The sequence below is a fragment of the Amycolatopsis sp. lyj-84 genome (assembly GCF_046549075.1).
In the GTDB taxonomy this organism is placed as follows: Bacteria; Actinomycetota; Actinomycetes; order Mycobacteriales; family Pseudonocardiaceae; genus Amycolatopsis.
On record NZ_JAJPWO010000002.1, the window covers coordinates 637,355 to 660,350 of the forward strand.

The following is a 22,996-nucleotide window of genomic DNA, read 5'->3' on the forward strand; positions in this document are numbered from 1 at the left end:
CAATATATGCTGGGGGGCGTGAGAGGCGCCGGAGATTTCGTGATCGTGGGCGGCCGGGTAGTGACCCCGGACCGTGTACTCGACGACGGCTGGCTGGCTATCGCCGGCGGCACGATCGTCCAAGTCGGTTCCGGGACACCCCCGGACATCGACCGCGTCCATGTCGACGGGGGCCTGGTCATCCCCGGCTTCATCGACACCCACTGCCATGGCGGTGGGGGCGGGTCGTTCTCCAGTGGAAATCCCGAGGAGCTGTTCCGCGCCGTCCGCGCGCACCGGCGCCACGGGACCACGACCATGCTCGGCAGTCTGGTCTCGGATCCCATCCCGGTGCTCAGGGACCAGATCGCGGCCCTCCGAGAGCTGGTCCAAGAGGGTGAACTTGCCGGGATTCACCTTGAAGGACCCTTCATCTCCAAAGCGCGGTGCGGGGCACACGACCCGGCGACGCTGATCGAGCCGGACACGGCGACGGTGAACGCGCTCCTCGGCGCGGGCCGCGGCGACATCCGGATGGTCACGCTCGCCCCGGAACTGCACGGTGGCGTCAAAGCGGTACGGCAACTGGCCGAATCGGGCGTCATCGCCGCCATCGGGCACACCGACGGCGTGGAAGACCAGATCATCCCCGCGATCGACGCGGGCGCCTCCGTCGCGACCCACCTCTTCAACGCCATGCGGCCCCTCCACCATCGCGAGCCGGGCCCGATCGGCGCCCTCCTCGACGACGAGCGGATCACCGTCGAACTGATCTGCGACCTCGTCCACGTGCACCCGACGGTGCTGCGGCTCGCCGCGCACCACGCGGGCAAGGGCCGGACGGTGCTCATCACCGACGCCATGTCGGCCACCGACGCCGCCGACGGCAGCTACATCCTCGGCCGCCTCGAGGTCGACGTCCGCGACGGTGTCGCCACGCTGGCCGGGAACGGTTCACTGGCGGGCAGCACGCTGACCATGGACGCGGCCTTCCGCAATCTGGTCCGCGGCGCGGGCATCGACCTGCTCGACGCCGTCCGCGCGACCTCCGGCCGACCGGCCGAACTGCTCGGCATCGCCGACCGGACCGGGTCGCTGCGCGCCGGGCTCGCGGCCGACGTCGTCGTGCTGGACCGCGACCTGCGACCGGTCAAGGTGCTGCGCCAGGGCGAGTGGGTCGAGGACGACGCTGCGGCTACATTGAGCGCCACGGCCCCGCTGAGCGGCGCGGTCGAAGGTGGTGTGTCGGTCAGCGACGGGTAGCGGCGAAGGGAGCCTGGATGAGCGAGCCCAAGGACCCGGAGAAGCTCCTAGCCGACGCCTTGCGCGCTCAAGCCGTCTTCGCCCCTTCGGCGGAGCGGATCACCGAGGCTTCCACCGAGAAACCGGTCGAACCGGACACCGAGATCAATTCGGGCACACAGAGTGATTCGGATGACTCGGACACTGTCGAGTCCGCTCCGGGGGAGCACGAGCTGCCTCTCCAGTACGGCCTGCTTTCCGGTGCGAGCGCGGACTCGCTCGAACGGGAGCGCGTCGCGCTGGAGAACGCGGAAACGGCCAGGCTGGCGGAACGTCCGACACCGCCTCCGGCGCCTTCGCCCGGCAGTGCCCCGCTGCCCGCGTATTGGGTGTTGCTGCTGGCCGTGCTCCTGGGACTGGCCGCCGGTTCGGTGATCGGGCTGCTCACCCTGATCTGAGCCGCCCTCTCCCGTCGGGTTAAGGCACTCTGCGTCACCCTGTACCGTTTTGGTGTGATCCTGGCGCAGAACACCGTGACGACGATGGGGCTCCTGCCCGAGTGGCTGGACCCGAAGATCCTGTTGAGCGGGCTGACCGTCCCGGTCATCACCGTGCTCTGCCTGATCATCTTCATCGAAAGCAGCGTCTTCCCGGTGCTGCCCGGCGATTCCCTGCTGTTCACCGCGGGCCTGCTCATCGCCAACGGCTCGATCAAGGCCCCGCTCTGGCTGGTGTGCGTGCTGGTCACGCTCGCCGCCCTGATCGGCAACATGCTCGGCTACGGCCTGGGCTGGAAGATCGGCCCCTGGCTGTTCCGCAAGCCGGATTCGAAGTTCTTCAACAAGAAGTACGTCGACCAGACACACGCCTTCCTGGAGAAGCACGGGCCGAAGGCGGTCGTGCTGGCGCGGTTCGTGCCGTTCGTGCGGACGTTCATCACCTGGATCGCCGGCATCGGCAAGATGGACCCGAAGAAGTACTTCACCTACACCGTCATCGGCGGCATCCTGTGGGCCGCCGGGATCACCGCGCTCGGCCACCTGCTCGGCGGGGTCGCCTTCATCGAGAAGAACATCGACGCGATCTTCATCCTGATCGTGCTGGTGTCGGTGGTGCCGATCGTGATCGAGTACCTGAAGGCGCGCCGCGAGAAGAAGCACGCGGGCACCGACGCCGCTCCGGCCGTGGACATGGACGCGACGCAGCAGATCCCGCGCGTGCGCGACTGACCCTTCCGACGTGCTATGAAAGGCCCGTTACTTGCAAATTTTGCAAGTAACGGGCCTTTCCTGGCGTTCGGGAGGGGAATGGCGTCCGCGACGGGGCCGGGTTGGTCGTGAGTGGCGTTTCGGGTTAGAACACGAATCGCCACTCACGACCACCCGGGCCGAGACACCCCACCCGACCCGCCGGGAACGACCGCGCTTGGCTTCTCGACACGCCTAGCGGACGTTTCACACATCCTCTAGAGGACGATTCCCCCAGCTCTCGCCGTTCAGAGGGAGAACATCGAGCCCGGGTTGAAGAGGTTCCCCGGGTCGAGAGCCTGCTTGATCTGGCGATGCACGCGAAGGCCGACTTCGCCGATCTCCTTCGCCAGCCACTCGCGTTTGATCCTGCCGATGCCGTGTTCGCCGGTGACCGTCCCGCCCAGCGACAGGGCGACCTCGAGAATCGCGTCGAACGCCGTCCGCGCGCGGGCGAACTCCTCCTCGGAGTCCGGCGAGTAGACGATCGTCGGGTGCATGTTGCCGTCGCCGGCGTGGCCCACCACGGCGATCCGCAGCCCGACCTCTTCGCTGATCCGCTCGCAGCCCGCGATCAGCTCGGCGATCCGGGTGCGCGGCACGCAGACGTCGTCGGTCAGCCAGACGCCGTACAGCTCCAGCGCGGTGAGCACGACCCGCCGCGCCTGCAGCAGCATCTTGCCCTCTTCGAGATCTTCGGTGGCGTAGGCCAGATCCGCACCGCAGTCGACGCAGATCTGTTCCAGGGCGGCGAGTTCCCGCCGTGCGACCTCGCCGCCGGAGTCGGATTGCGCGAGCAGCAAGGCTTTGCAGTCCGAGCTGGTGCCGAGGTCGGTCTTGAGATAGGCCTCGGCGGCCTTGATGGACGTCGCGTCCATGATCTCCAGCAGCGACGGCACCAGCCCCTCGCGCACGACTCGCGCGACGGCTTCCCCGGCGGCCTCCGTGCTGTTGAAGGCCGCGACGAGCGTGGAAGGCAGCTGCGGCAACGGTTTCAGCGCGACCGTCGCCTGTGTGATCACCCCGAGCGTGCCCTCACTGCCGACGAAGAGCCGCGCGAGGTCGTAGCCCGCGACGCCCTTCACCGTGCGGCGCCCGGTCTTCAGCAGCGACCCGTCGGCGAGCACGACTTCCAGGCCCAGTACCGAATCCGTGGTGACGCCGTACTTCACGCAGCACAGACCACCGGCGTTGGTCGACAGGTTGCCGCCGATGGTGCACCAGTCGTAGCTGGAGGGGTCCGGCGGATAGAACAGGCCGTGTTTCTCCACGGCGGTGCGGAAATCGAGGTTCACCACGCCGGGCTGCACGACGGCGAGCCGGTTGCCCTCGTCGATCTCGACGACCTGGTCGAGTTTGGTCAGCACCAGCACGACACAGCCGTCGATCGCGTTCGCGGCGCCGGACAGACCACTGCCGGCGCCGCGGGGCACGATCGGGACCTCGAATTCCGCGCAGGCCTTGACCACGGCCTGCACCCCCGCCGTGTCGGCGGGCAGCACCACCGCGAGGGGCCTGCCCGACTCGGCGAGCGGCATCATGTCGCGCGAGTACGCGGCCGTGACGTCGTAGTCGGTGAGTACCGCGGCCTCGCCGAGATGCTCGCGGAGCCGGATGACCAAGGCGTCGTTGCTCATACCCTTATCGTAGGCTCATCAGATCCGCACTGCGGAATCTTTCTTCCGATTGAGCAGAATGTACGCTTGAACACCCGTATAGACGAGCACGACGACGCCTGCCCATGCGGTGACGTGCATCCCCTGAGTGAAGGCTTCACGCGCCGACGCCAATAGCGCCTGACCCTGCGCGGGGTCGAGTTGCTGCGCGGTGGCGACGGCGCCACCGAGCGTGTCCCGCGCGGCCTCGGGCGTGCCCTCCGGCAGGCCGGAGCGGTAGACCGCGGTCGCGACACTACCCAGGATCGCGGTGCCCAGCGCGCCGCCCAGCTCGAAGCCGGTCTCGGAAATCGCCGACGCGGCCCCGGCCCGTTCGGCCGGTGCGGCCGAGATGACCAGGTCGTTCGTCAGCGTCTCCGACAGGGCGACACCGCCCCCGAGCAGCGTGAACGACACCACGACGTACGCGAGCCCGCCGCCGGACGAGACCTGCGTCAACGCCAGGAACCCGACAGCGGCGACCAGGAGACCGACACTGACCAGCACGGAGACCCGGATCCGCTTCGCGAGCCAAGCCGCGAGAAGCGCGCCGGTGATCCCGGCGACCGTCGCCGGGAGCATCCACAGCGCGGCGACGACCGGGGTCAGCCCGAGCACCAGCTGCAGGTACTGCGGCACCAGGAACAACAGGCCGACCAAGGCGAACACGCCGAGCATGTTCGTCACGACGGACCCGCTGAAGGCCCGGTTCGAGAACAGCTTCAGGTCGAGCATCGGCTCGTCGAGACGGTTCTGCCTGCGGACGAACAGCACACCGAGCGCGAGACCGATCAGGATGCTGATCGCGGCCTTGAGGGTGAAGCCGTGTTCGGCGACCAGCTTGATGCCGTAGACCACCGGCAGCATCGCGGCCAGGGACAGCAGCGCCGACAACGGGTCGAAGCGGCCCGGCTTCGGGTCACGCGCCTCCGGCAGCACGAACGGTCCGACGACCAGCAGCACCAGCATCACCGGGACGTTGATGAGGAACACCGAACCCCACCAGAAGTGCTCCAGCAGCCAGCCGCCGAGCACCGGTCCGAGCGCCATGCCGCCGGAGAACCCGGCACTCCACACCGCGATCGCGGTCCGGCGCTGTTTGGGGTCGAGGAAGATGCTGCGGATCAGCGACAGCGTCGACGGCATCAGCGTCGCGCCACCGACCCCGAGCAGCGCCCGGGCGATGATCAGCATGAACGCGCTGGTCGAGAAGGCCGCGAGCACTGACGCGGCGCCGAACGCCGCGGCACCCATGAGCAGCAGCTTGCGGCGCCCGATGCGGTCGCCGAGCGTGCCCATCAGGACCAGCAGGCCCGCCAGCATGAACGAGTAGATGTCGACGATCCACAACTGCTCCGCACCGGTCGGCGCCAGATCCTCGGACAGGAACGGCAGCGCGAACCCGAGCACCGTCATGTCCACGCTGATCAGCAGCACCGGAAGCACCAGTACCGCCAACGCCCACCACTGCTTGCGCCCCGCCATGGCGCACTCTCCTCAATTAGGTAAACCGTCTGGACGGTACAGTTACCGCCTGTTTCGAAGGTAAACCGTCCGGACGGTATAGTCAACTGATATGGCGAAGCCCACGGCGAAGGAACGCATCCTCGACTCGTACGAAGAGATCCTCATCGAGCAGGGCCCCGGCGGCATCACCTTGGAAGCCGTCGCCGCGCACGCCGGAGTGTCGAAGGGCGGCTTGCTCTACCACTTCGGCTCGAAGGAAGCCCTGGTCGACGGCCTGTTGGAGCGCCTCGCCCTCTTGTCGGAGGAGGACCTCGAGCGGGCACGAAACGCACCCGAAGGTGTCGTTTCGTGGTACCTGCGCACCGCGATCACCGACGTCACCCAGCGCAAGCCGCTGCATCGCACGACCATGGCGACGATCCGGATCATGCTCAACGAGCCACGGGTCTCCGAGGTCGTGCAGGTCTACAACCAACGGGTCCACGACCTGATCAGCGAGCACGTCGACGACCCGCTGACCGCCGAACTGGTCATCCTGGTCGGCGACGGCCTCTATCTGCGGGCGGCACTCGGCCGGGACGACCCGAGCCCCCTCCTCGACCGGATCGACGAGATCAAGGCCCGCATCCAGCGCTGATCCCCTCGCGTTTAGTCCTCTAGTTGCGGTCGAGGCCGTAGACGCGCTCGATCGGAATGGTGAGCAGGACCCGCTGGTCGGCGACCATGGCGTCCCGGAACTCGTCCCAGTCAGGATGCTCGCCGCGAGCCCGCCGGTAGTGATCCACCAGCGCGTCGACGGTCGCGTCGTCGCGCGAAGCGGCGGTCGGCGCGAGCACGGCCGGACCCTCGACGACGACGTAGCTGCCGCCGCTCTCGGTCGCGACGTGGAACGTCGCCCGCGGGTCGCGCTGGAGATTCCTGGTCTTGGCGCGCGGCGCGGTGATCGAGATCAGGATCGCGCCGGCGTCCGCGTCGTAGAGATAGTTGACGGTCGAGAGCTGCGGCCTGCCGTCCCGTTTGATGGTGGCGAGGGTGCCGAGGTTGTGGCCGGCGAGGATCGCGAGAAGCGCGGAGTCGGTCATGACTTCATCAAAGCGCGACCGGTCCGGCTTGTTCCCCTGGCGACAAAACACCTGCTCAGCACCCCAAGACGGGCGAACCGGACAAACATGCACGAATAAATGTGCTTGCATGCGGCAACTAAAGTGTTGTCCGACACACCCGGTCACTTTCTCCTTGCGAAGCACCCTTGAGAGGAACATCCTTGCTCTAGGCAACTAGTTGCAGTGACCAAGCAACCGGCGAGAGAGACCACCATGACACCCACGACACCCGGCACCAGGTCGAAGTCCGACCTCGATCTGGCCGACACCCTCGGGCACGAGCTCGTGCGGCTCGTCCGCCTGGTCAACCGGGCCAAGTCCCAGGTGTCCAAGCAGGGGCCGGACGGCATCGAGCGGGCCGCGTACGCGATCCTCTTCTGCCTCATCCACGTCGGGCCCCAGCGGACCAGCAAACTCGCCGAGTTCCTGCACTCCGAGATCTCGACCATCAGCAGGCAGTCGAGCTCTCTCGTCCAGCACGGGCTGGTCGAGCGCCTGGCCGACCCCGAAGACGGCCGCGCCTGCCTGCTCGCACCGACCGCCGAAGGGCTCCGGGTGTTCGAGGAGAACCGCAAGCAACGGAATCAGTGGCTCGCCGAGGTCCTCGGCGACTGGTCCGACGACGACCGGGAAACCCTCAACTCGCTGTTCCACCGGCTGAACGACGACATCGAAAAAACATCTCCACAGTTCGCCGACCCCGCGTCGGCGTCGAAGGCCAAGGGGGCCTGAACAATGAGTTCCACCGTAGAAAGTCCACCAGCCGTCGAGGAGGACGGGCCCCGGCTCAGCCACCGTCAGATCGTCACGATCCTGATCGGCCTGATGTCGGGCATGTTCCTGGCGGCGCTCGACCAGACGATCGTGGGCACCTCGATCGTCCGCATCGCGAACGACCTCAACGGGTTCGACCTGCAGGCCTGGATCACCACGGCCTACCTGATCACCTCGACCATCGTCACGCCGATCTACGGCAAGCTGTCCGACATCTACGGGCGCAAGCCGTTCTACATCGCGGCGATCTCGATCTTCCTGATCGGTTCGATCGCCTCGGCGTTCGCGACGTCGATGTACGAGCTGGCCGCGTTCCGCGCGATCCAGGGCCTCGGCGCCGGTGGTCTGATGTCGCTGGCGATGACGATCATGGGCGACATCGTGCCGCCGCGGGAACGCGCCCGCTACCAGGGTTACTTCCTCGCCGTGTTCGGTATCTCCACCGTGCTCGGCCCGGTGCTCGGCGGGTTCTTCGCCGACTTCGACAAGCTCGGCAGCGTCTTCGGCTACGACATCGCCGGCTGGCGCTGGGTCTTCCTGATCAACGTGCCGATCGCGATCGTCGCGCTGTTCGTCGTCGCCAAGGTGCTCAACGTGCCGCACCAGCGCCACGACCACAAGATCGACTGGTGGGGCGGGCTCGCGCTCGTCGTCGCCGTGGTGCCGTTCCTGATCGTCGCCGAGCAGGGCAACAAGTGGGGCTGGGGCTCGCAGAACGCGATCATCTGCTACGTCATCGGCGCCATCGGCGTGGTCGCCTTCATCTTCATCGAGAAGCTGATGAAGGACGCGGCGCTGATCCCGCTGCGGCTGTTCAAGAACTCGACCTTCACGGTCGCGATCATCGGCGGCGTCATCGTCGGTGTGGCGATGTTCGGCGCGATCATGATGATCCCGCAGTACATGCAGGTGGTTCAGGAGTTCTCGCCGACCGAGTCGGGTCTGCTGATGATCCCGCTGATGGCGGGCATCATGAGCGGTTCGATCGTCTCGGGCCAGATCACCAGCAAGACCGGCCGCTACAAGGTGTTCCCGGTGGTCGGCACGCTGCTGATCGCGGCGGGCGCGTTCTTCTTCGCGCAGGTCGAGTACAACAGCGCGCTGTGGCACCCGCTGGTCGCGGCCGCGATCATCGGTCTCGGCCTCGGTGCCTGCATGCAGACGCTGATCATCGCGGTGCAGAACGCGGGCCCCCGCAGCGACATGGGCGTCTCGACCGCTTCGGCGACGTTCTTCCGGCAGATCGGTGGTACCGCGGGTGTCGCGGTGTTCCTGACGATCCTGTTCAACGTCCTGCCGGGCAACATCACCAAGGCGTTCGGCGGCAACGCGCCGACCGGGGAAGGCGCCGCGGCGCTGGGCGACATCCAATCGAACACGAGCGGTATCGCGAGCCTGCCCGAGGCCATCAAGACCCCGGTGCTGATCGGCTTCACCGAGTCGATCACCACGGTGTTCTACGTGGCGGGCGCGGTCGCGCTGCTGGCGACGCTGGTGCTGATGTTCATGAAGGAGATCCCGCTGCTCGGCGGCTCGACTCCTTCGGCGGCATCGGCTCTCGAAGGCGGCGAAGCCCTCCTCGAAGAAGAGGAGCCCGCACCTGTCGAAACGGCTTCCGAGAAGACGGTCGTCACCGCTCCGGTGACTCCCGAACCCGGCAAGCACGCGATGACCAACGGGAACGGCAACGGCGTCTATCGGGCGGGATCCGCGCAGATCAGCGGGCACGTCCGCCGGGACGACGCGACGAACGTCGCGGGGGCGGCGCTGACCCTGATCGACCACAACGGCAATCAGGTGGCCAGGACCCACACGAACGAGAACGGCGTCTACTCCTTCGCCGGGATCGTGGGCGGGCGGTACACGATCGTCGCCAGCGGTCGCTGGTTCCGGCCGGTCGCGGCGACGCTGACCGCCACCGGCGCCGGCGTGCTGCGCCACGACGTCGAACTGGTCAGCACGATCCTGCTGAGCGGGATCGCCCGCACCGACGGGGAGCGGATCGTGCCGGACGCGCGGATCACCGTGCTCGACTCCTCGGGCGGCGTCGCCGCCGTGGCGAGGACCGACGCGGAGGGCAACTACACGATCAGCGACCTGCCCGCCGGGACGTACACGGTGATCGCCAGCGGCTACCCGCCCGCCACCAGCCGGGTGGAGCTGCTGGGCGGTGACCAGGCCGAACACGACGTCCGGTTGAGCTACGACCAGGCGCTCGACGAGCTCGTCGAGCACTAGGCGCGAGTGAAATGAACGGGACTTTCATTGCAAATTTTGCAATGAAAGTCCCGTTCATTGCGTCCGTGGGGCGCGTGACCGGAACTTTCGGACACCCCGATTCCACGGTTCGGCCGCATGCGGTTCGCCGAGTACACGTAGGCTCGCGTCGTGAGTGAGGTGTACACCGAGGCCGCGGGCATCGGCGTGAGCTGGCTCGACACCGCCGGGCCGGTGCTCGTCTGGGTGATCGTGCTGAGCTTCATCTTCGTGGAGTGCGCGCTGATCATCGGGCTGTTCCTGCCCGGCGACTCCCTGCTGTTCGCGGCCGGGGTCGTCCTCGCGCAGCACGGCTCCGACCTGAACGCGTGGCTGCTCTCGGCGGCCGCGCTGCTCGTCGCGATCCTCGGCAACCAGGTGGGCTACTACATCGGCCGGACGACGGGCACGAAACTGATCGCCCGGCGCGGGGGCAAAGTACTGAACCGGCACAACCTCGACCGCGCCAGGAACTTCCTCGATCGCAGAGGCTTCTTCGCCATCGTCGCCGCGCGCTGGATCCCGTGGATCCGCACGCTGGCGCCGCTCATCGCCGGGACCGCGCGGATGGATCCGCGCCGGTTCGCCCTCGCGACGGCGCTCGGCGGGCTGCTCTGGGTGCCGACGCTGGTGCTGCTCGGCTACTACGGTGCCGGCCTGCTGGACCAGCTGCCGTGGGTGAAGACGGCCGCCCTGTGGATCAGCGTCGCGTTCTTCGTGGTGGGCACGGCCTACGGCGTGATCCGCTACCGCCAGGAAATGCGGCGCCCGGCGGACGAGGTCGAGGACCGCGCGACCACTTAGGCCGTGTCCGGTGGGTCTGTTCGATGGGCTTCGTGATCCAGGTGGTTCCTGACGGTGCGGGCGGATCGGCCTCGTACCGGGTCGTACTCGGCCGCCTCCGCCCGTGCCGTCAGGGACCGCCTGGGCGCGAAGACCGCGAACAAGACTCGCCGGACACGGCCTAAGCGTCCGCCCAGATCTCCAGCTGGATGCCATCGGGGTCACGGAACACGATGACGGACGAGCCTTCCAGGGTTCGCGATCCCTTCGACGGCGTGTAGACGACGCCGTACTCCGAGAGCCGCGCTTCCCACTCGGCCAGTTCCGACCGCGACGAGACCTTGAACGCCACGTGGTCCAGACCGGTCCGCCGTTCGTCGAACCGCGGCCGCTCGGTGTCCTGATGTTCGACGAGCACCACCGCGAAACCCTCGCTCGGCGAGCGCAACACGACCTTCCGCAGACCCGTTTCGGGGTCTTCGCGACGCGTGAACTCCTCGAGTTCGAGCACGCGGGCGTACCAGGGCACGCTCCGGTCCACGTCGGTCACGGTGAGTGCCAGGTGGTGCACAGACATGAGCTTGGACATCGGGGATGACCGTCCTGATCAAGAGCTTGGGGGCGCAACCAGGGTGACACAGGCGCCTGGGGCCACGAGGTGATCCGCCGACTTCCCACATGAATCGTGATATCTGCCGGGAAACCGTGTTAAAAAGTGGCTGAACCGCACGCGGACCCGATATCCGCTCGTGACCGGTCCGTGGCCCCGGGGGTCAACGCCCTCCGCCGACGGTCAGCACCGTCCCGGTGGTGTACGACGCGGCCGGGGAAAGCAGCCACAGCACGGCTTCCGCGACTTCGCCGGGTTCGCCCGCTCGTCCCATCGGAATGGTCGGGGCGATCCGGTCCATCCGATCGGGCAGCCCGGCCGCCGCGTGCAGGCCGGTGTGGATCATCCCGGGTGCGACGGCGTTGATCCGGACGGACTCCCGCGCGACTTCTTGCGCCACGCCGTAGGTCATCGTTTCGACCGCCGCCTTGGTCCCCGCGTAGTGGACCCACTCCCCGGGCGAGCCGGTCCGCGCGGCGGTGGAGGACACCGTCACGATCGCGCCGCCCGTGCCGCCGTACCGGGTGGACATCCGGCGGATGCCCTCGCGAACGCACAGGAAGACGCCCGTGATGTTGACATCCACGACGCGACGGACGACGTCGACGTCGTATTCGTCGAAGCGGCCGGGGGTGTTGCCGGTGATGGCCGCGTTCGCGACCACCCCGGCGAGGGGACCGAGTCCGGCCGCCGCGTCGAACAGGGCCAGCACGTCGTCTTCGGACGCGACGTCCCCGCGCCGGGCGATCGCCTGGACGCCGTGCTTCCGGGCGCGCGAAGCGACGTCTTCGGCCGCTTCGGCATCACCCGCGTAGTTGACGACGACGTCGTAACCACGCGCGGCGGCCAGTTCGCAGACCGCCGCGCCGATGCCCTTGCTGCCGCCGGTGACGAGGAGAACACCACTCATATGGCGAAGTTAACCAGCGGGAGATTCTCGAGGACCAGGTCGGCCCGGCCGCTGGTGGACGCGATCAAATCGGCGTTGCGCTGGTCGGAACCGAGGGCGCGTCGACGCGCGTCGACCAGCGAACGGCCGTAGCGGCGGTGGCGCGAAACGAGCCGCTCGATGCGCTCGGGTTCGTCCGGCGCGAGGAACCAAGACTCGGCGAGGATCGGCTTCACGCCGCTCCACGGGTCGTCCTGCATGAGCAGGTAGTTCCCCTCGGTGATGACCAGCGGCACGTCCGGCGTGACCGCGACGGCACCGGCGATCGGCTCCTCGATCTCACGGCGGAACTCGGGCGCGTAGACCGTCTCGCGGCCTTCGGCGAGCCTTCGCAGCAGGTGCACGTACCCGGCGGCGTCGAAGGTGTCCGGCGCGCCCTTGCGCTCCGCGCGGCCGAGCCGCTGCAGTTCCACCTGCGCCAGGTGGAAACCGTCCATCCCGACCACGGCCGCCCTCGTGCCCAGCGCCTTCGCCAGGCCCCAGGCCAGGGTCGTCTTGCCGGACGCGGGGGCACCGACGATCCCGAGCACGCTGCGCTGCCCCGGCTTCGCCAGCGTCTGAGCCCTGCTCAACAGGTCCTCGAACACCGGAGGCATGGCTGTCATGGCAGTCCTTTCTTCGCGACCGCGGCCGTCCACGACCTCGGTCCTTCATGCCGCACCCGTTCGGCGGCCACCTCGTTGGCGAACTCGATCCAGCCGGGGACGTCCCCTGTGTCCCTGGCGACCGCGTACGCGAAAGCGCCGTGCCAGACGTCGCCCGCCCCTAGCGTGTCACGCGCCTGGGTGACGGGAACGGGGATCTCACCAGAGCCGTCCGCCGTCGACCAGCGCACCGGATCGGGGCCCGCGGTCGTGATCACCACCGGCACTCCGTGCGCACGCGGATCGTCCCCGCGGTAGAGCGAGGAGCACGCGGCGATGTCGACCAGCGGCAGGAGTTCGGCGAAGACCGGCTTCCAGCTCCCGGCGTCGAGCACCACCGGCACGCCGCGTTCCCGCGCCCAGCGCGCCGTGTACGTGGCGACCTCCGGATGGTGCCCGTCGAGGAGCACGCACCCGGGCAATTCGTCCCCTGGTTGCGGTAGTTGCGCGTGCAAGGACCGCAACGAGAGGACGAATCGTGAAGAGGCGTGGGCGTTGCGCGAGACGACGGTGCGTTCCCCGTCGGAGTCACGGACGACGATGGCGCTGATCGCGGGCGGATCGGGCCGTCCTGGATCGAGGTCGACGAGGTCGACACCGTGCGCCTCGAGGTCGGCGCGGGCCAGTGCCGCCAGCGGGTGCGCACCGGCGACCGTGAAGAGCGTCGCCCCGGCGCCGAGCGCGGCCACGGTCACCGCCGCGTTCGTCGCCGGCCCCCCGGCGGCGACGTCCACGGACAGCGAACGCACCTTCTCGCCCGGCGCCGGGAACTCGGCGACGCGCTGAACCTGGTCGACGGTGCACAGGCCCGCCAGCAGCACCCGCCGCACTACAGACCCGTGTGCACGGCTGCGGCTACCTCTTCGACTTCGCCGTTCTCGCCGAGCTTCAGCGCACCCGTGAGCAGGCCGACGACCTGGTTCATCGTGTGCGTCTTCGGCGAGACGACCGCGACGCGCTTGCCGAGGCGGTGCACGTGGATGCGGTCGGCGATGTCGAACACATGCGGCATGTTGTGGCTGATCAGGACCACCGGCAGACCGCGTTCACGGATCCGGTTGATCAGGTCGAGCACCTTGCCGGATTCGGCGACGCCGAGCGCGGCGGTGGGCTCGTCCATGATCACCGCCTTGGTGCCGAACGCGGCCGCCCGCGCGACCGCGACACCCTGGCGCTGCCCGCCGGACAGCGTCTCCACCGGCTGCGTGATGGATTTGATGTTGATGCCGAGTTCGTCCAGGATCCGCTGGGCGTCGGCCCGCATGGTCGCGGTGTCCAGCTTCCTGAACAGCTGCCCGAACAGGTCCTTGCGCCGCTTTTCCCGGCCAAGGAACATGTTCGACGCGATGTCGAGCGCCGGGGCGACGGCGAGATCCTGGTACACCGTCTCGATCCCGTAGTGGCGAGCGTCCAAAGGGGACTTGAAGTGCACGGCCTGACCGTCCACTTTGATCTCACCGGAGTCCGGGATCACCGCGCCCGAAAGGGCTTTGATGAGGCTCGACTTCCCGGCGCCGTTGTCGCCGACCACGGCGAGCACCTCACCGGGGAACAGTTCGAAGTCGGCGCCGTCGATGGCGGTGACCCGGCCGTAGCGTTTGACGAGTCCCTGAGCGGACAACGTTGGTGTCGTCATGACTGCTGCCTCCTCGCGAAACGGTCGACGCAGACGGCGCCGATGAGCAGGGCACCGGTCGCGACGTCCTGGTAGAGCGCGTCCACCCCGAGCTGGGTCAAACCGGACCGCAGGACCGCGACGACCAGCGCGCCCATCATCGTGCCGAGAACCGAACCCCGGCCGCCGAACAGGCTCGCGCCGCCGAGCACCACCGCGGTGATCGAGTCGAGGTTGCCGAGCTGGAAGGCGTTCGGGTCGGCGTTCGGCACGCGGCCGAGCGCCTGCCAGGCCGCGATCCCGACGATCACCCCGGCGACGATGTACACCGAAAGGATCGTCCGGTTGACCTTGATCCCGGACAGCCGCGCGGATTCCGGCGCGTTGCCGACCGCGTAGACGTGCTTGCCCCACGGCGTCCGCGTGAGCGCGTACCAAAGTGCCAGGTACATCAGCAAAGCCAGCGTCATGCCGTAGGTGATGGGGATGCCGCCGAACAGGTAGCGGCGGGTGCCGAGCCATTTGAGCAGTGAGTCGGCGACCGGGACGGCCTGTCCGCTCGCGAACAGTTTCGCGGCCGCGGTGAGCACCGTCAGCAGGCCGAGCGTGACGATGAACGGCGGCAGTTTGATCCGGGTGACCAGCGAACCGGTGACCATCCCGATCACCACCGTCGCCACGATTCCCAGCAGCAGCGCCCAAATCCCGGAAACGCCGCCGACGACGAGCTTCGCCATGATCAGCGTCGCGAGCACCATCGCGGCCGCGTTGGCCAGGTCGATACCCGCGGTCAGGATGATCAGCGTCTGCCCGAGGGCGAGCGTGCCGACCACCAGGGACTGTTGCACCACAAGGGAAAGGTTGTCGAGATCGAGGAAGGTGTCCGTCGAGAGGGAGAACACCACGATCGCGACGAGCAGGGCCAGCGCGGGCCCGACCGCCGGTGCGCGCAGGAAGAACTCACCGATGGTCGGCCGCTCGTTGCCCTTGAGGGTCAAGGTGCTCATTTCGTCCCCCAGCAGTTCTCGAGGCCCCACTTGGTGTCCTGGCTTTCCACGCCGGGGATCGGCTTGTCCGTGATCACCGCGGATCCGGTGTTGACGAACCCGCTCGGCTTCTTGCCGGTCTTGGCGTACTCGACGGCGGCGAGGACGCCCTGCTCCGCCATCTTCTTGGGGAACTGCATGACCGTGGCGGCGTACTGGCCGTCGCGGACGTTCTTGACACCTTCGCAGCCGCCGTCGATCGAGCCCATCACGAGCTGGTTCACCAGGCCGCGGGCCTGGAGGGCGGCGTAGGTGCCGCGGCCCATCGGCTCGTTCATCGTGTAGACGGCGTTGATGTCGGTGGTGCGCTGCAGCAGGTTCTCCACGCCCTGCTGAGCCAGGCTCTGGTCGCCGTTCGCGGGCGTCTTGCCCTTGATCTCGGGCGACGCGTCGGTCAGGCCGATGCCCTTGAGGAACCCGGTGTGCCGCTGAGTGTCCACTGTGGATCCGGCGGTGCCGTCCACCATGAACAGCTTCGGCGGCTTGCCCGCGAGAACGGCCTTCACGTACGCGCCCTGCTGACGTCCGGCCTCGAAGTTGTCCGTGGCGAAGGTGGCGTCGACGGCGGTGTCGGGTTCGGTCGCGGTGTCGAGCGCGATGACCAGCACCCCGGCCTTGCGGGCGCGGTCGATGGCGTCGAGCACACCGGTCGAGGAACTCGGCGTGATCAGGATGGTGTTCGCACCCTGCTGCATGAGGTTCTCGATGGCCCGGACCTGGCCGTCGTTGTCACCGTCGAACTGGCCGGCGAGCGCGTTGAACTCCGCGCCGTTCGCTTCGGCGGCCGCCTTGGCCGCCGCTCTCAGCTCGACGAAGTAGGGATTGGTGTCGGTCTTGGTGACCAGGCCGACCTTGGCCTTGCCACCACCGCCTGCGTTCGATCCGCCACCCCAGTGGCGTTCGACCGTGCACCCGGCCGTGGTCGCCGTGAGCACGGCAGCCAGGGTGAGCGCGACGAGACTGCGCTGTCTCATGGGGGATGCCCTCCGATTCGAGGCTGTCCTGATGGACCGGAAGGTAGACAGGGTTATGCTCACTCGCAAGCGTTTGCGCAAACGCTTGCTCGCAGACCTGATCGAGGATTGGTAATGCCGCCGTCACGCTCCTCCCGCCCCACCCAACGCGATATCGCCGAGCTGGCGGGAGTCTCGATCACGACGGTCTCACACGTGGTCAACGGGACGAGAGCGGTGGCCGAGGAGACCAAGGCCGCGGTCCTGCGCGCGATCGAGCAGACCGGCTACACCGGTGACGCCATCGCCCGTTCCCTGGTCACCGGCGGCACGCGGTCGATCGGCGTCGCGATCTCCCTGCTGGCGAACCCGTACTTCGCCCTGCTGATCCAGGCGATCGAGCGCGAAGCCGCGTCAGCCGGCTACACGGTCTTGCTGGCGGACACGCATGACACCGTCGACACCGAGCGTGAAACCGTACGAACCCTGCGCTCACGCCGGGTCGACGGACTGCTGATCACGCCGTCGCCCGGCGACGGTTCGGTGATCGGCGAGCTCGTCTCGCTGGACGTTCCGACGGTGCTCATCGACCGGCTCTCCACCCGCACCGACGTCGACCAGGTCGGCGCGGAGAACATCCAGTCGACGTCCGCGCTGACGGCGCATCTGGCGTCGCTCGGGCACCAGCGGATCGGCATGATCAGCGGCACGGCGGGGCTGAGCACCAGCGAGGAACGCATCCTCGGCTACCGGCTGGGGCTCGGCCGGTCGGGTTTGACCTGGTCGGAGGACCTGGTCGCGTGCGGACAGTCGTCGCGGGCCGGCGGCGCGCTGGCGCTGAGCACGCTGCTCGCGCTGCCGGAACCGCCGACAGCGCTGGTGGTCGGAAACGACAGCATGATGGTCGGGGTACTGCACGAGCTGCGCAAACGTGGACTGCGCGCCGGGATCGACCTGCCGGTGGTGGTCTACGACGACGTCGAGTGGGCCGATCTGGTCGATCCGCCGCTGACCACGATGGCGCAGCCGATCGAGGAGATCGGCACACAGGCAGTGCGCCTGTTGCTGGCCAGGATCAACGATCCGGCACGCAAGGCCCAGGCGATTCGGATTCCGCCTACGCTCCGCCATCGGGCGTCCTGCGGATGCGCGCATGTTCACTCACATTGATGATTGTTGGCCGACTTTCCGGTCTCGCCGCCGAGCGGGGGTCCAACAGCCGTTACCTTCATTCAAGCTCGGATGAAGGCGTGGACCGATGACCGCATTGTCGCCGGCGTTACCCCTGTGGGAGGACACCCCTGTCACCCACCGGTTCGGGGTGGCCATGGCGATGCACGCGAACCCCTATTCGGGTGAGCTCATCCGTGCCATCCGCCGCGCCGGACGACGTCACGGCTGCGAGATCACCCTCGCCGACACCGGGGACAGCGTCGCCGAAGAGGCCGCGGTCATCCGCGCGCTGCGGGCGGACCGCGTCGACGGTGTTCTGCTCGTCCCGGCGGCCGGTGACGAAGCGGTGATCAACGGCCTGGTCCGGATGGGTGTGCCGACCGTGCTCGTCGACCGGATGGCCGGGCGCAACGACGTCGACCAGGTCGGTTCCGAGAACATCCAGGCCGTGTGCGCGCTCGTGCGGCACCTCGCCGGGCTGCGGCACCGCAAGATCGGCTTCATCTCGGGCGAAGAGGACATGGCCACCTTCGAGGAGCGGGCGCTGGGATACCGCCTCGGCCTCGGCCGCTCCGGCATCCGGTGGACGTCGCAGCTGGTCGCGTGCGGGCAGTCGACGCCGGGTGGAGCGGCCGCCGCGACGGCGAAACTGCTCGACAGCTGGCCGTCGCCGACAGCGCTCGTGGTGGCGAGCGAGGCGATGATGATCGGTGTCCAGTACGAGGCGCACCGGCTCGGCATCCGGATCGGGCGCGACCTGGCGATCGTCGGATACGGCGACATGGAGTGGGCGGGGCAGGTGACCCCGGCGGTGACCACGATGGCGCAGCCGATCGAGGAGATCGGGCGCAAGGCCGTCGAACTCCTGCTCGCCCGGATCACCGACCCTGAGCGACGACCCGAATCCGTACGGCTCGCACCGCGCTTCATACACCGTCAATCGTGCGGCTGCTGAGTCACAACTCGCTGGTCAGAACGCCGCCGCCGGGTGAAGATGGCGGAATGACCGAGCTGTGGACCGTGCACACCGCCGACCTCGACGCCGCCGTGCTGAAAGCGGCACGCGCCCTGCTCGACGACGCCTTCGACGGTGATTTCAGCGAAGACGACTGGCAGAACGCCCTCGGCGGCATGCATACGCTGATCTGGGAGGGCGGCGAGCTGATCGGGCACGCGTCGCTGGTCCAGCGACGGCTGATGCACGACGGGCGGGCACTGCGGACGGGGTACGTCGAGGCGGTCGCCGTCCGGTCGGACCACCGGCGGCGTGGTCACGGCGCCGCGATGATGGACGCGCTGGAGCTGGTCCTGCGGAAGGCGTACGACCTCGGGGCGCTTTCGGCGTCCGAAGACGCCCTGGAGTTCTACGCGTCGCGCGGGTGGCTGTTGTGGCGCGGTCCTTCGTCGGCCATGACGCCTTCGGGCGTGGAGGCGACGAAGGAGGACGACGGGTCGATCCACGTGCTGCCGGTGGGGGTCACCATGGATCTGGACGGGGAGATCACCGCGGACTGGCGCTCGGGCGACGTCTGGTGACCCGCAAGTAGTCCTCTAGTTGCGGCTTTGGGTGTGCGGGGCGAGGGTCGTGGACAGGCGGCTCAGTGCGGGGCGTGGGTCAGGGTGGCGGCGGCTTCGAGGAGCATCCAAGCGCTGATCTGGACGGACAGGTCGCGTTCGGGGGCGTCGGGGGCGAGGGGGAGCGAAGGCGCCGGAGTCGCCCAGTCGGCGCTGAAGAGCGGCCCGTGCGGCGTCTCGGTGGCGCCGGTCCAGCAGGCCTCGGCCGACCGGATGACCAGATCGCGTGCCACCCCGCTCGGCAGCAGCGGCGCGGCGAGCGCCAGGTAGCGCGCCAGGATCCCGGCGAACAGGCCGCCGTCGCCGTCTCCCTGTCCCCGGATCACCCCGTTCGGCGCGACGTGCTCCGCGACCGCGTGGATCACGTGCTCCACTCTGTCCACTTCGGACAGTTCGAGGCAGGCGCCGAGGTAAACCCCTTGGCAGTAGGTGAAAATGTGCTTGACCAGTTCGCCGGAGTCGACGCGGAGGCCGTCCCACACCAGTCCGGTCTCCGGATCGACGAGCCGCTCGGTCATCCAGTCGGTCAGTCCCCGCGCGTGCTGTTCGGCCCCTTCGCGCGCGTGGAAGATCGCGGCCGGGCCGTTCGCGGGCGCGTTCTTGAAGTCGTCGCCGACGCGCCACCGGATCCCGCCGCCCGCTTCGTCGGTCCAGCCTTCGCGCAGCCGCGAACTGATCGCCTCCAGCCCGCCGCGGACGTCCAGCCCGAGGTGCCCGACGCGTTGCAGCGCGAGGCCGAGCCAGGCGATGTCGTCGTAATAGTCGTTGATCCACTTGCCGAAGTTGCGAAGTCGTACCGACGCCACGAACCGGTCGATCAGCTTCAGCCTGTCCGGCGAAGGGTCCCGCAGTTGCGCGTCGACGAGGGTGTCCAGCAGGTGCGCCTGCCACCAGTAGTTCCAGTGCCAGTGGACGCGCTGGCCCGCCGACGGCGGCCAGCCGCTGCGGCCGAGCACGGTCCCGGGCAGTCCCCATACCCGGCGCAGATGCCGGTCGCGGACCGCGCGTTCGGCGGCCGCGGCCCGGTCGGCGAGTGCGGTCATCGCGCCATCATCCCTTGCCCGCTGACATACCGCTCAGTATGTTAAAGCGATACCCGACCCCGCGAGGTGCTTCATGACCACGGCGCACGTGACCTGCCCGCTCTGCGAAGCCACTTGCGGCCTGGAGGTGACGATCGACGAGAAGAGTCTCGTCACCCGGGTCCAGGGCGACCGCGAGGACGTCTTCTCCCAGGGCTACATCTGCCCGAAGGGCGCCTCGCTCGGCGCGCTGCACCACGATCCGGACAGGCTCACCGCGCCGCTGGTCAAACGCGACGGCGAGTTCGTCGAGGTCGGCTGGGACGAGGCCTTCGCCGAGATCGACCGGCGGCTTCGGCCGATCATCGAGGAGCACGGCAAGAACGCCGTCGCCGTCTACTCGGGCAACCCGACGGTGCACAACGCGGCGCTGGTGCTCTACGGCCGCGTGTTCTTCAAAGCCTTGGGCACCAAGAACTTCTACACCGCGACCACGGTCGACCAGATGCCGAAGCACTTCTCGTCCGGCTACCTCTTCGGCGACCCGCAGACCATTCCCGTCGCCGACCTCGACCGCACTGAGCACCTGCTCATTCTGGGCGCGAACCCGTTGGTGTCCAACGGAAGCCTGATGACCGCGGCCGACACCCGCGGCAGGTTGCGCGGGATCCAGAAGCGGGGCGGCAAGATCGTCGTCCTCGATCCGCGCCGCACCCGGACCGCCCAGCTCGCCGACGAGCACCACGCGATCCGGCCCGGCACCGACGCGTTGTTCCTGTTCGCGCTGGTCAACGTCCTGTTCGCGGAGAACCGCGTCAGTCCGGGTGAGCACCTCAACGGTGTCGACGAGGTTCGCGCGCTCGCAGAGCCGTTCACGCCGGAGGCGGTCGCGCCCGCGACCGGGATCGACGCCGCCGAGATCCGCCGCATCGCGATCGAACTCGCGAACGCCGAGCGGGCCGCGGTCTACGGCCGGATGGGGACCACGACCCAGTCGTACGGCACCATCGCGAGCTGGCTGGTCGACGTCGTCAACGCGCTCACCGGCAACCTCGACCGCGAGGGCGGCGTCATGTTCCCGCTGCCCGCCGCGTGGAAGCCGCGACGGTCTTCGCCGTTCACCAGCGGCCGCTGGACGAGCCGGGTGCGCGGTTATCCGGAGGTGCTCGGCGAACTGCCGGTGGCCACGCTCGCGGACGAGATCGAGACGCCCGGCGAGGGCCGGGTCCGGGCGCTGGTGACCATCAGCGGCAACCCGGCGCTGAGCACGCCCAACTCCGCGCGGCTCACGGAAGCGTTGCGGCAGCTGGACTTCATGGTCTCCCTCGACGTCTATCTCAACGAGACCACCCGGCACGCCGACGTCATCCTGCCCGGACCGTCACCACTGGAGCGGCCACACTACGACGTCGCGCTGTACACGCTCGCCGTGCGCAACGTCGCGAACTGGACGCCTCCGACCCTCGACACGGACCTGCCGCAGGAGTGGGTGACTCTGCTGCGGATGGCCGGGATCGCCGCCGGCCAGGGCCCGGACGTCGACGTCGCCGCCTTCGACACGATGGTCGCGGCCGAGACGGCGCGGCGCACCGGCGTCGACCTGTCGCTCGCCGAAGGCCGCACGGGACCGGCGCGGATGATCGACCTGATGCTGCGCGGCGGGCCGTACGGGCTGAAGCTCGCCGACCTCGAAGCCGCGCCGCACGGCATCGACCTCGGCGCGCTGAAGCCGCGGCTGCCGGAGGTGCTCAGCACCGCGAGCGGGAAGGTCGAGCTAGCCCCGGACGCGATCACGAAGGACGTCCCGCGGCTGCGCGCGGAACTCGGCAAGGCGCCCGACGGCGGCCTGCTGCTCATCGGACGGCGGCATCTGAGCTCGAACAACTCGTGGATGCACAACCTGACGCCCCTGGTGCGCGGCGGAAACCGGTGCACCGTCCAGGTTCACCCGGAAGACGCGTCCCGGCTCGGGCTGACCGACGGCGGGCTCGCCTCGGTGACGTCGAGGGCGGGGAAGCTCGAAGTGCCGGTCGAGGTCACGGCCGACGTCCGGCCCGGCGTGGTGAGCATGCCGCACGGCTGGGGGCACGACGTCGAAGGCATGCGCACGAAGGTCGCGACGGCGCACGCCGGGGTGAACTCGAACCTCGTCGCCGACGAGACCCTGCTCGACGTCCCGTCCGGGAACGCCGTGCTGAACGGGATCCCGGTGGAGGTCGCCCCGGTCTAGCCCGGGTTACCAGGCCGTGGCGAGGTCGGCGTGCTGCCGGACCCAGGCGTGCATGACGATCCCGGCGGCGACGCCGGCGTTGATGGAGCGCGTCGTGCCGAACTGCGCGATCGAGACGACCAGCGCCGCGGTCTTCTGCGCCTCGGCCGACAACCCCGGCCCTTCCTGGCCGAACAGCAGGACACACTCGCGCGGCAATTCCGCGGTCTCGACGGGCTGCGAGCCGGGGGTGTTGTCGACGGCGACCACGGCGAGCCCCTTCTCGGCGGCGAAGGTCAGCAGCCCGGAGACGTCCTCGTGGTGGAGAAGGTGCTGGTAGCGGTCGGTCACCATGGCGCCGCGCCGGTTCCAGCGCCGCCGTCCGACGATGTGCACGGCCGCGGCGGCGAACGCGTTCGCCGTCCGGACCACGGTGCCGATGTTGTGATCGTGCTGGAAGTTCTCGATCGCCACGTGGAAGGGGTGCCGCCGGGCGTCCACATCGGACACGATGGCCTCGCGCCGCCAGTAGCGGTACGGGTCGACGACGTTGCGGCGGTCGCCGTTGGCCAGCAGTTCGGGGTCGTAGCGCTCGTCCGCGGGCCACTCGCCCTCCCACGGGCCGACGCCGACCTCTTCCCGCGCCACCCATTCGGTGGGGCCGGCTTCTTCCGAGTTCACCGAGTGATTGTCA

Annotated in this window: 23 protein-coding genes; 11 read left to right on the forward strand and 12 right to left on the reverse strand. The window is 68.6% G+C overall.

All coding sequences use genetic code 11. From position 1 onward, the window contains the following. Nucleotides 1-39 precede the first annotated feature (39 nt). Genes nagA through ACLJRM_RS08045 form a run of 3 tightly spaced genes read left to right on the forward strand, consistent with a single transcriptional unit; the run spans nucleotide 40 to nucleotide 2,450 of the window. Complete coding sequence (gene nagA, locus ACLJRM_RS08035; protein WP_101611346.1) at nucleotides 40-1,242, forward strand: N-acetylglucosamine-6-phosphate deacetylase; 1,203 nt, start codon at nucleotides 40-42, stop codon at nucleotides 1,240-1,242. A 17-nt stretch (nucleotides 1,243-1,259) separates the two neighbouring features. Beyond that, on the forward strand, nucleotides 1,260-1,679 hold the full coding sequence (locus ACLJRM_RS08040) for a hypothetical protein (protein ID WP_101611347.1): 420 nt from the start codon (nucleotides 1,260-1,262) through the stop codon (nucleotides 1,677-1,679). A gap of 54 nt (nucleotides 1,680-1,733) precedes the next feature. After that, entirely contained in the window at nucleotides 1,734-2,450 is a 717-nt protein-coding gene (locus ACLJRM_RS08045; RefSeq protein WP_101611348.1) for a DedA family protein, read from the forward strand. 266 nt (nucleotides 2,451-2,716) lie between these two features. Here ACLJRM_RS08045 and ACLJRM_RS08050 read toward each other — a convergent pair whose 3' ends face one another. Both ACLJRM_RS08050 and ACLJRM_RS08055 read right to left on the reverse strand, forming a co-directional pair. Next, on the reverse strand, nucleotides 2,717-4,105 hold the full coding sequence (locus ACLJRM_RS08050) for an FAD-binding oxidoreductase (protein WP_410662673.1): 1,389 nt from the start codon (nucleotides 4,103-4,105) through the stop codon (nucleotides 2,717-2,719). An 18-nt stretch (nucleotides 4,106-4,123) separates the two neighbouring features. Further along, entirely contained in the window at nucleotides 4,124-5,608 is a 1,485-nt protein-coding gene (locus tag ACLJRM_RS08055) for an MFS transporter (RefSeq protein ID WP_101611350.1), read from the reverse strand. Nucleotides 5,609-5,699: 91 nt separating this feature from the next. On the opposite strand from ACLJRM_RS08055, the gene ACLJRM_RS08060 reads away from it, so the two are divergent. After that, complete coding sequence (locus tag ACLJRM_RS08060) at nucleotides 5,700-6,227, forward strand: TetR/AcrR family transcriptional regulator (RefSeq protein ID WP_101611351.1); 528 nt, start codon at nucleotides 5,700-5,702, stop codon at nucleotides 6,225-6,227. Nucleotides 6,228-6,246: 19 nt separating this feature from the next. Here the strand turns inward: ACLJRM_RS08060 and ACLJRM_RS08065 are convergent, their stop codons facing one another. After that, nucleotides 6,247-6,672, reverse strand: a complete 426-nt coding sequence (locus ACLJRM_RS08065) for a PPOX class F420-dependent oxidoreductase (protein ID WP_410662674.1) — start codon at nucleotides 6,670-6,672, stop codon at nucleotides 6,247-6,249. Nucleotides 6,673-6,906: 234 nt separating this feature from the next. Between ACLJRM_RS08065 and ACLJRM_RS08070 the strand changes: the two genes are divergently transcribed. The 3 genes from ACLJRM_RS08070 (at nucleotide 6,907) to ACLJRM_RS08080 (ending at nucleotide 10,527) form a co-directional block, all read left to right on the forward strand. Beyond that, the gene (locus ACLJRM_RS08070) at nucleotides 6,907-7,425 is read left to right on the forward strand and encodes a MarR family winged helix-turn-helix transcriptional regulator (RefSeq protein WP_101611353.1); all 519 of its coding nucleotides are present in this window, start codon (nucleotides 6,907-6,909) and stop codon (nucleotides 7,423-7,425) included. A 3-nt stretch (nucleotides 7,426-7,428) separates the two neighbouring features. Then, the gene (locus ACLJRM_RS08075; protein ID WP_410662675.1) at nucleotides 7,429-9,705 is read left to right on the forward strand and encodes an MFS transporter; all 2,277 of its coding nucleotides are present in this window, start codon (nucleotides 7,429-7,431) and stop codon (nucleotides 9,703-9,705) included. Nucleotides 9,706-9,855: 150 nt separating this feature from the next. Then, nucleotides 9,856-10,527, forward strand: coding sequence for a DedA family protein (locus ACLJRM_RS08080; protein WP_101611355.1), 672 nt, complete (start codon nucleotides 9,856-9,858; stop codon nucleotides 10,525-10,527). A gap of 160 nt (nucleotides 10,528-10,687) precedes the next feature. Here ACLJRM_RS08080 and ACLJRM_RS08085 read toward each other — a convergent pair whose 3' ends face one another. The 7 genes from ACLJRM_RS08085 to ACLJRM_RS08115 all read right to left on the reverse strand — a co-directional run bounded on the left by ACLJRM_RS08085 (nucleotide 10,688) and on the right by ACLJRM_RS08115 (nucleotide 16,344). After that, on the reverse strand, nucleotides 10,688-11,095 hold the full coding sequence (locus ACLJRM_RS08085; RefSeq protein WP_101611356.1) for a VOC family protein: 408 nt from the start codon (nucleotides 11,093-11,095) through the stop codon (nucleotides 10,688-10,690). A 184-nt stretch (nucleotides 11,096-11,279) separates the two neighbouring features. Continuing rightward, a complete protein-coding gene (locus ACLJRM_RS08090) occupies nucleotides 11,280-12,026 on the reverse strand; it encodes an SDR family oxidoreductase (protein ID WP_410662676.1) in 747 nt (248 codons plus the stop codon). Continuing rightward, nucleotides 12,023-12,670 (reverse strand): nucleoside/nucleotide kinase family protein, encoded by a 648-nt coding sequence (locus tag ACLJRM_RS08095; RefSeq protein ID WP_076156365.1) that lies wholly within the window; start codon nucleotides 12,668-12,670, stop codon nucleotides 12,023-12,025. Before ACLJRM_RS08095 ends, ACLJRM_RS08090 begins: the two co-directional genes overlap by 4 nt. Continuing rightward, complete coding sequence (locus tag ACLJRM_RS08100) at nucleotides 12,667-13,530, reverse strand: PfkB family carbohydrate kinase (protein ID WP_410662850.1); 864 nt, start codon at nucleotides 13,528-13,530, stop codon at nucleotides 12,667-12,669. The genes ACLJRM_RS08095 and ACLJRM_RS08100 overlap by 4 nt, the downstream gene beginning before the upstream one ends. 8 nt (nucleotides 13,531-13,538) lie before the next feature. Next, complete coding sequence (locus tag ACLJRM_RS08105; protein WP_410601374.1) at nucleotides 13,539-14,345, reverse strand: ATP-binding cassette domain-containing protein; 807 nt, start codon at nucleotides 14,343-14,345, stop codon at nucleotides 13,539-13,541. Next, entirely contained in the window at nucleotides 14,342-15,331 is a 990-nt protein-coding gene (locus tag ACLJRM_RS08110) for an ABC transporter permease (RefSeq protein ID WP_101611359.1), read from the reverse strand. The genes ACLJRM_RS08105 and ACLJRM_RS08110 overlap by 4 nt, the downstream gene beginning before the upstream one ends. Continuing rightward, nucleotides 15,328-16,344 (reverse strand): substrate-binding domain-containing protein, encoded by a 1,017-nt coding sequence (locus ACLJRM_RS08115; RefSeq protein ID WP_410662677.1) that lies wholly within the window; start codon nucleotides 16,342-16,344, stop codon nucleotides 15,328-15,330. Before ACLJRM_RS08115 ends, ACLJRM_RS08110 begins: the two co-directional genes overlap by 4 nt. A 114-nt stretch (nucleotides 16,345-16,458) precedes the next feature. On the opposite strand from ACLJRM_RS08115, the gene ACLJRM_RS08120 reads away from it, so the two are divergent. The 3 genes from ACLJRM_RS08120 (at nucleotide 16,459) to ACLJRM_RS08130 (ending at nucleotide 19,032) form a co-directional block, all read left to right on the forward strand. Further along, the gene (locus ACLJRM_RS08120) at nucleotides 16,459-17,493 is read left to right on the forward strand and encodes a LacI family DNA-binding transcriptional regulator (RefSeq protein WP_410662678.1); all 1,035 of its coding nucleotides are present in this window, start codon (nucleotides 16,459-16,461) and stop codon (nucleotides 17,491-17,493) included. A gap of 88 nt (nucleotides 17,494-17,581) precedes the next feature. Continuing rightward, complete coding sequence (locus tag ACLJRM_RS08125; RefSeq protein WP_168214444.1) at nucleotides 17,582-18,451, forward strand: LacI family DNA-binding transcriptional regulator; 870 nt, start codon at nucleotides 17,582-17,584, stop codon at nucleotides 18,449-18,451. Between the two features lie 47 nt (nucleotides 18,452-18,498). After that, nucleotides 18,499-19,032 (forward strand): GNAT family N-acetyltransferase, encoded by a 534-nt coding sequence (locus ACLJRM_RS08130; RefSeq protein ID WP_101611363.1) that lies wholly within the window; start codon nucleotides 18,499-18,501, stop codon nucleotides 19,030-19,032. 62 nt (nucleotides 19,033-19,094) lie between these two features. Here the strand turns inward: ACLJRM_RS08130 and ACLJRM_RS08135 are convergent, their stop codons facing one another. Next, nucleotides 19,095-20,114: a glycoside hydrolase family 76 protein gene (locus tag ACLJRM_RS08135; RefSeq protein WP_101611364.1), complete on the reverse strand. Its 1,020-nt coding sequence runs from the start codon at nucleotides 20,112-20,114 to the stop codon at nucleotides 19,095-19,097. Between the two features lie 73 nt (nucleotides 20,115-20,187). Here ACLJRM_RS08135 and ACLJRM_RS08140 point away from each other — a divergent pair, with 73 nt between their 5' ends. After that, nucleotides 20,188-22,323: a molybdopterin oxidoreductase family protein gene (locus ACLJRM_RS08140; protein WP_101611365.1), complete on the forward strand. Its 2,136-nt coding sequence runs from the start codon at nucleotides 20,188-20,190 to the stop codon at nucleotides 22,321-22,323. Between the two features lie 6 nt (nucleotides 22,324-22,329). Here the strand turns inward: ACLJRM_RS08140 and ACLJRM_RS08145 are convergent, their stop codons facing one another. Beyond that, nucleotides 22,330-22,983, reverse strand: coding sequence for a TrmH family RNA methyltransferase (locus ACLJRM_RS08145; protein ID WP_101611366.1), 654 nt, complete (start codon nucleotides 22,981-22,983; stop codon nucleotides 22,330-22,332). Nucleotides 22,984-22,996: the final 13 nt, after the last annotated feature.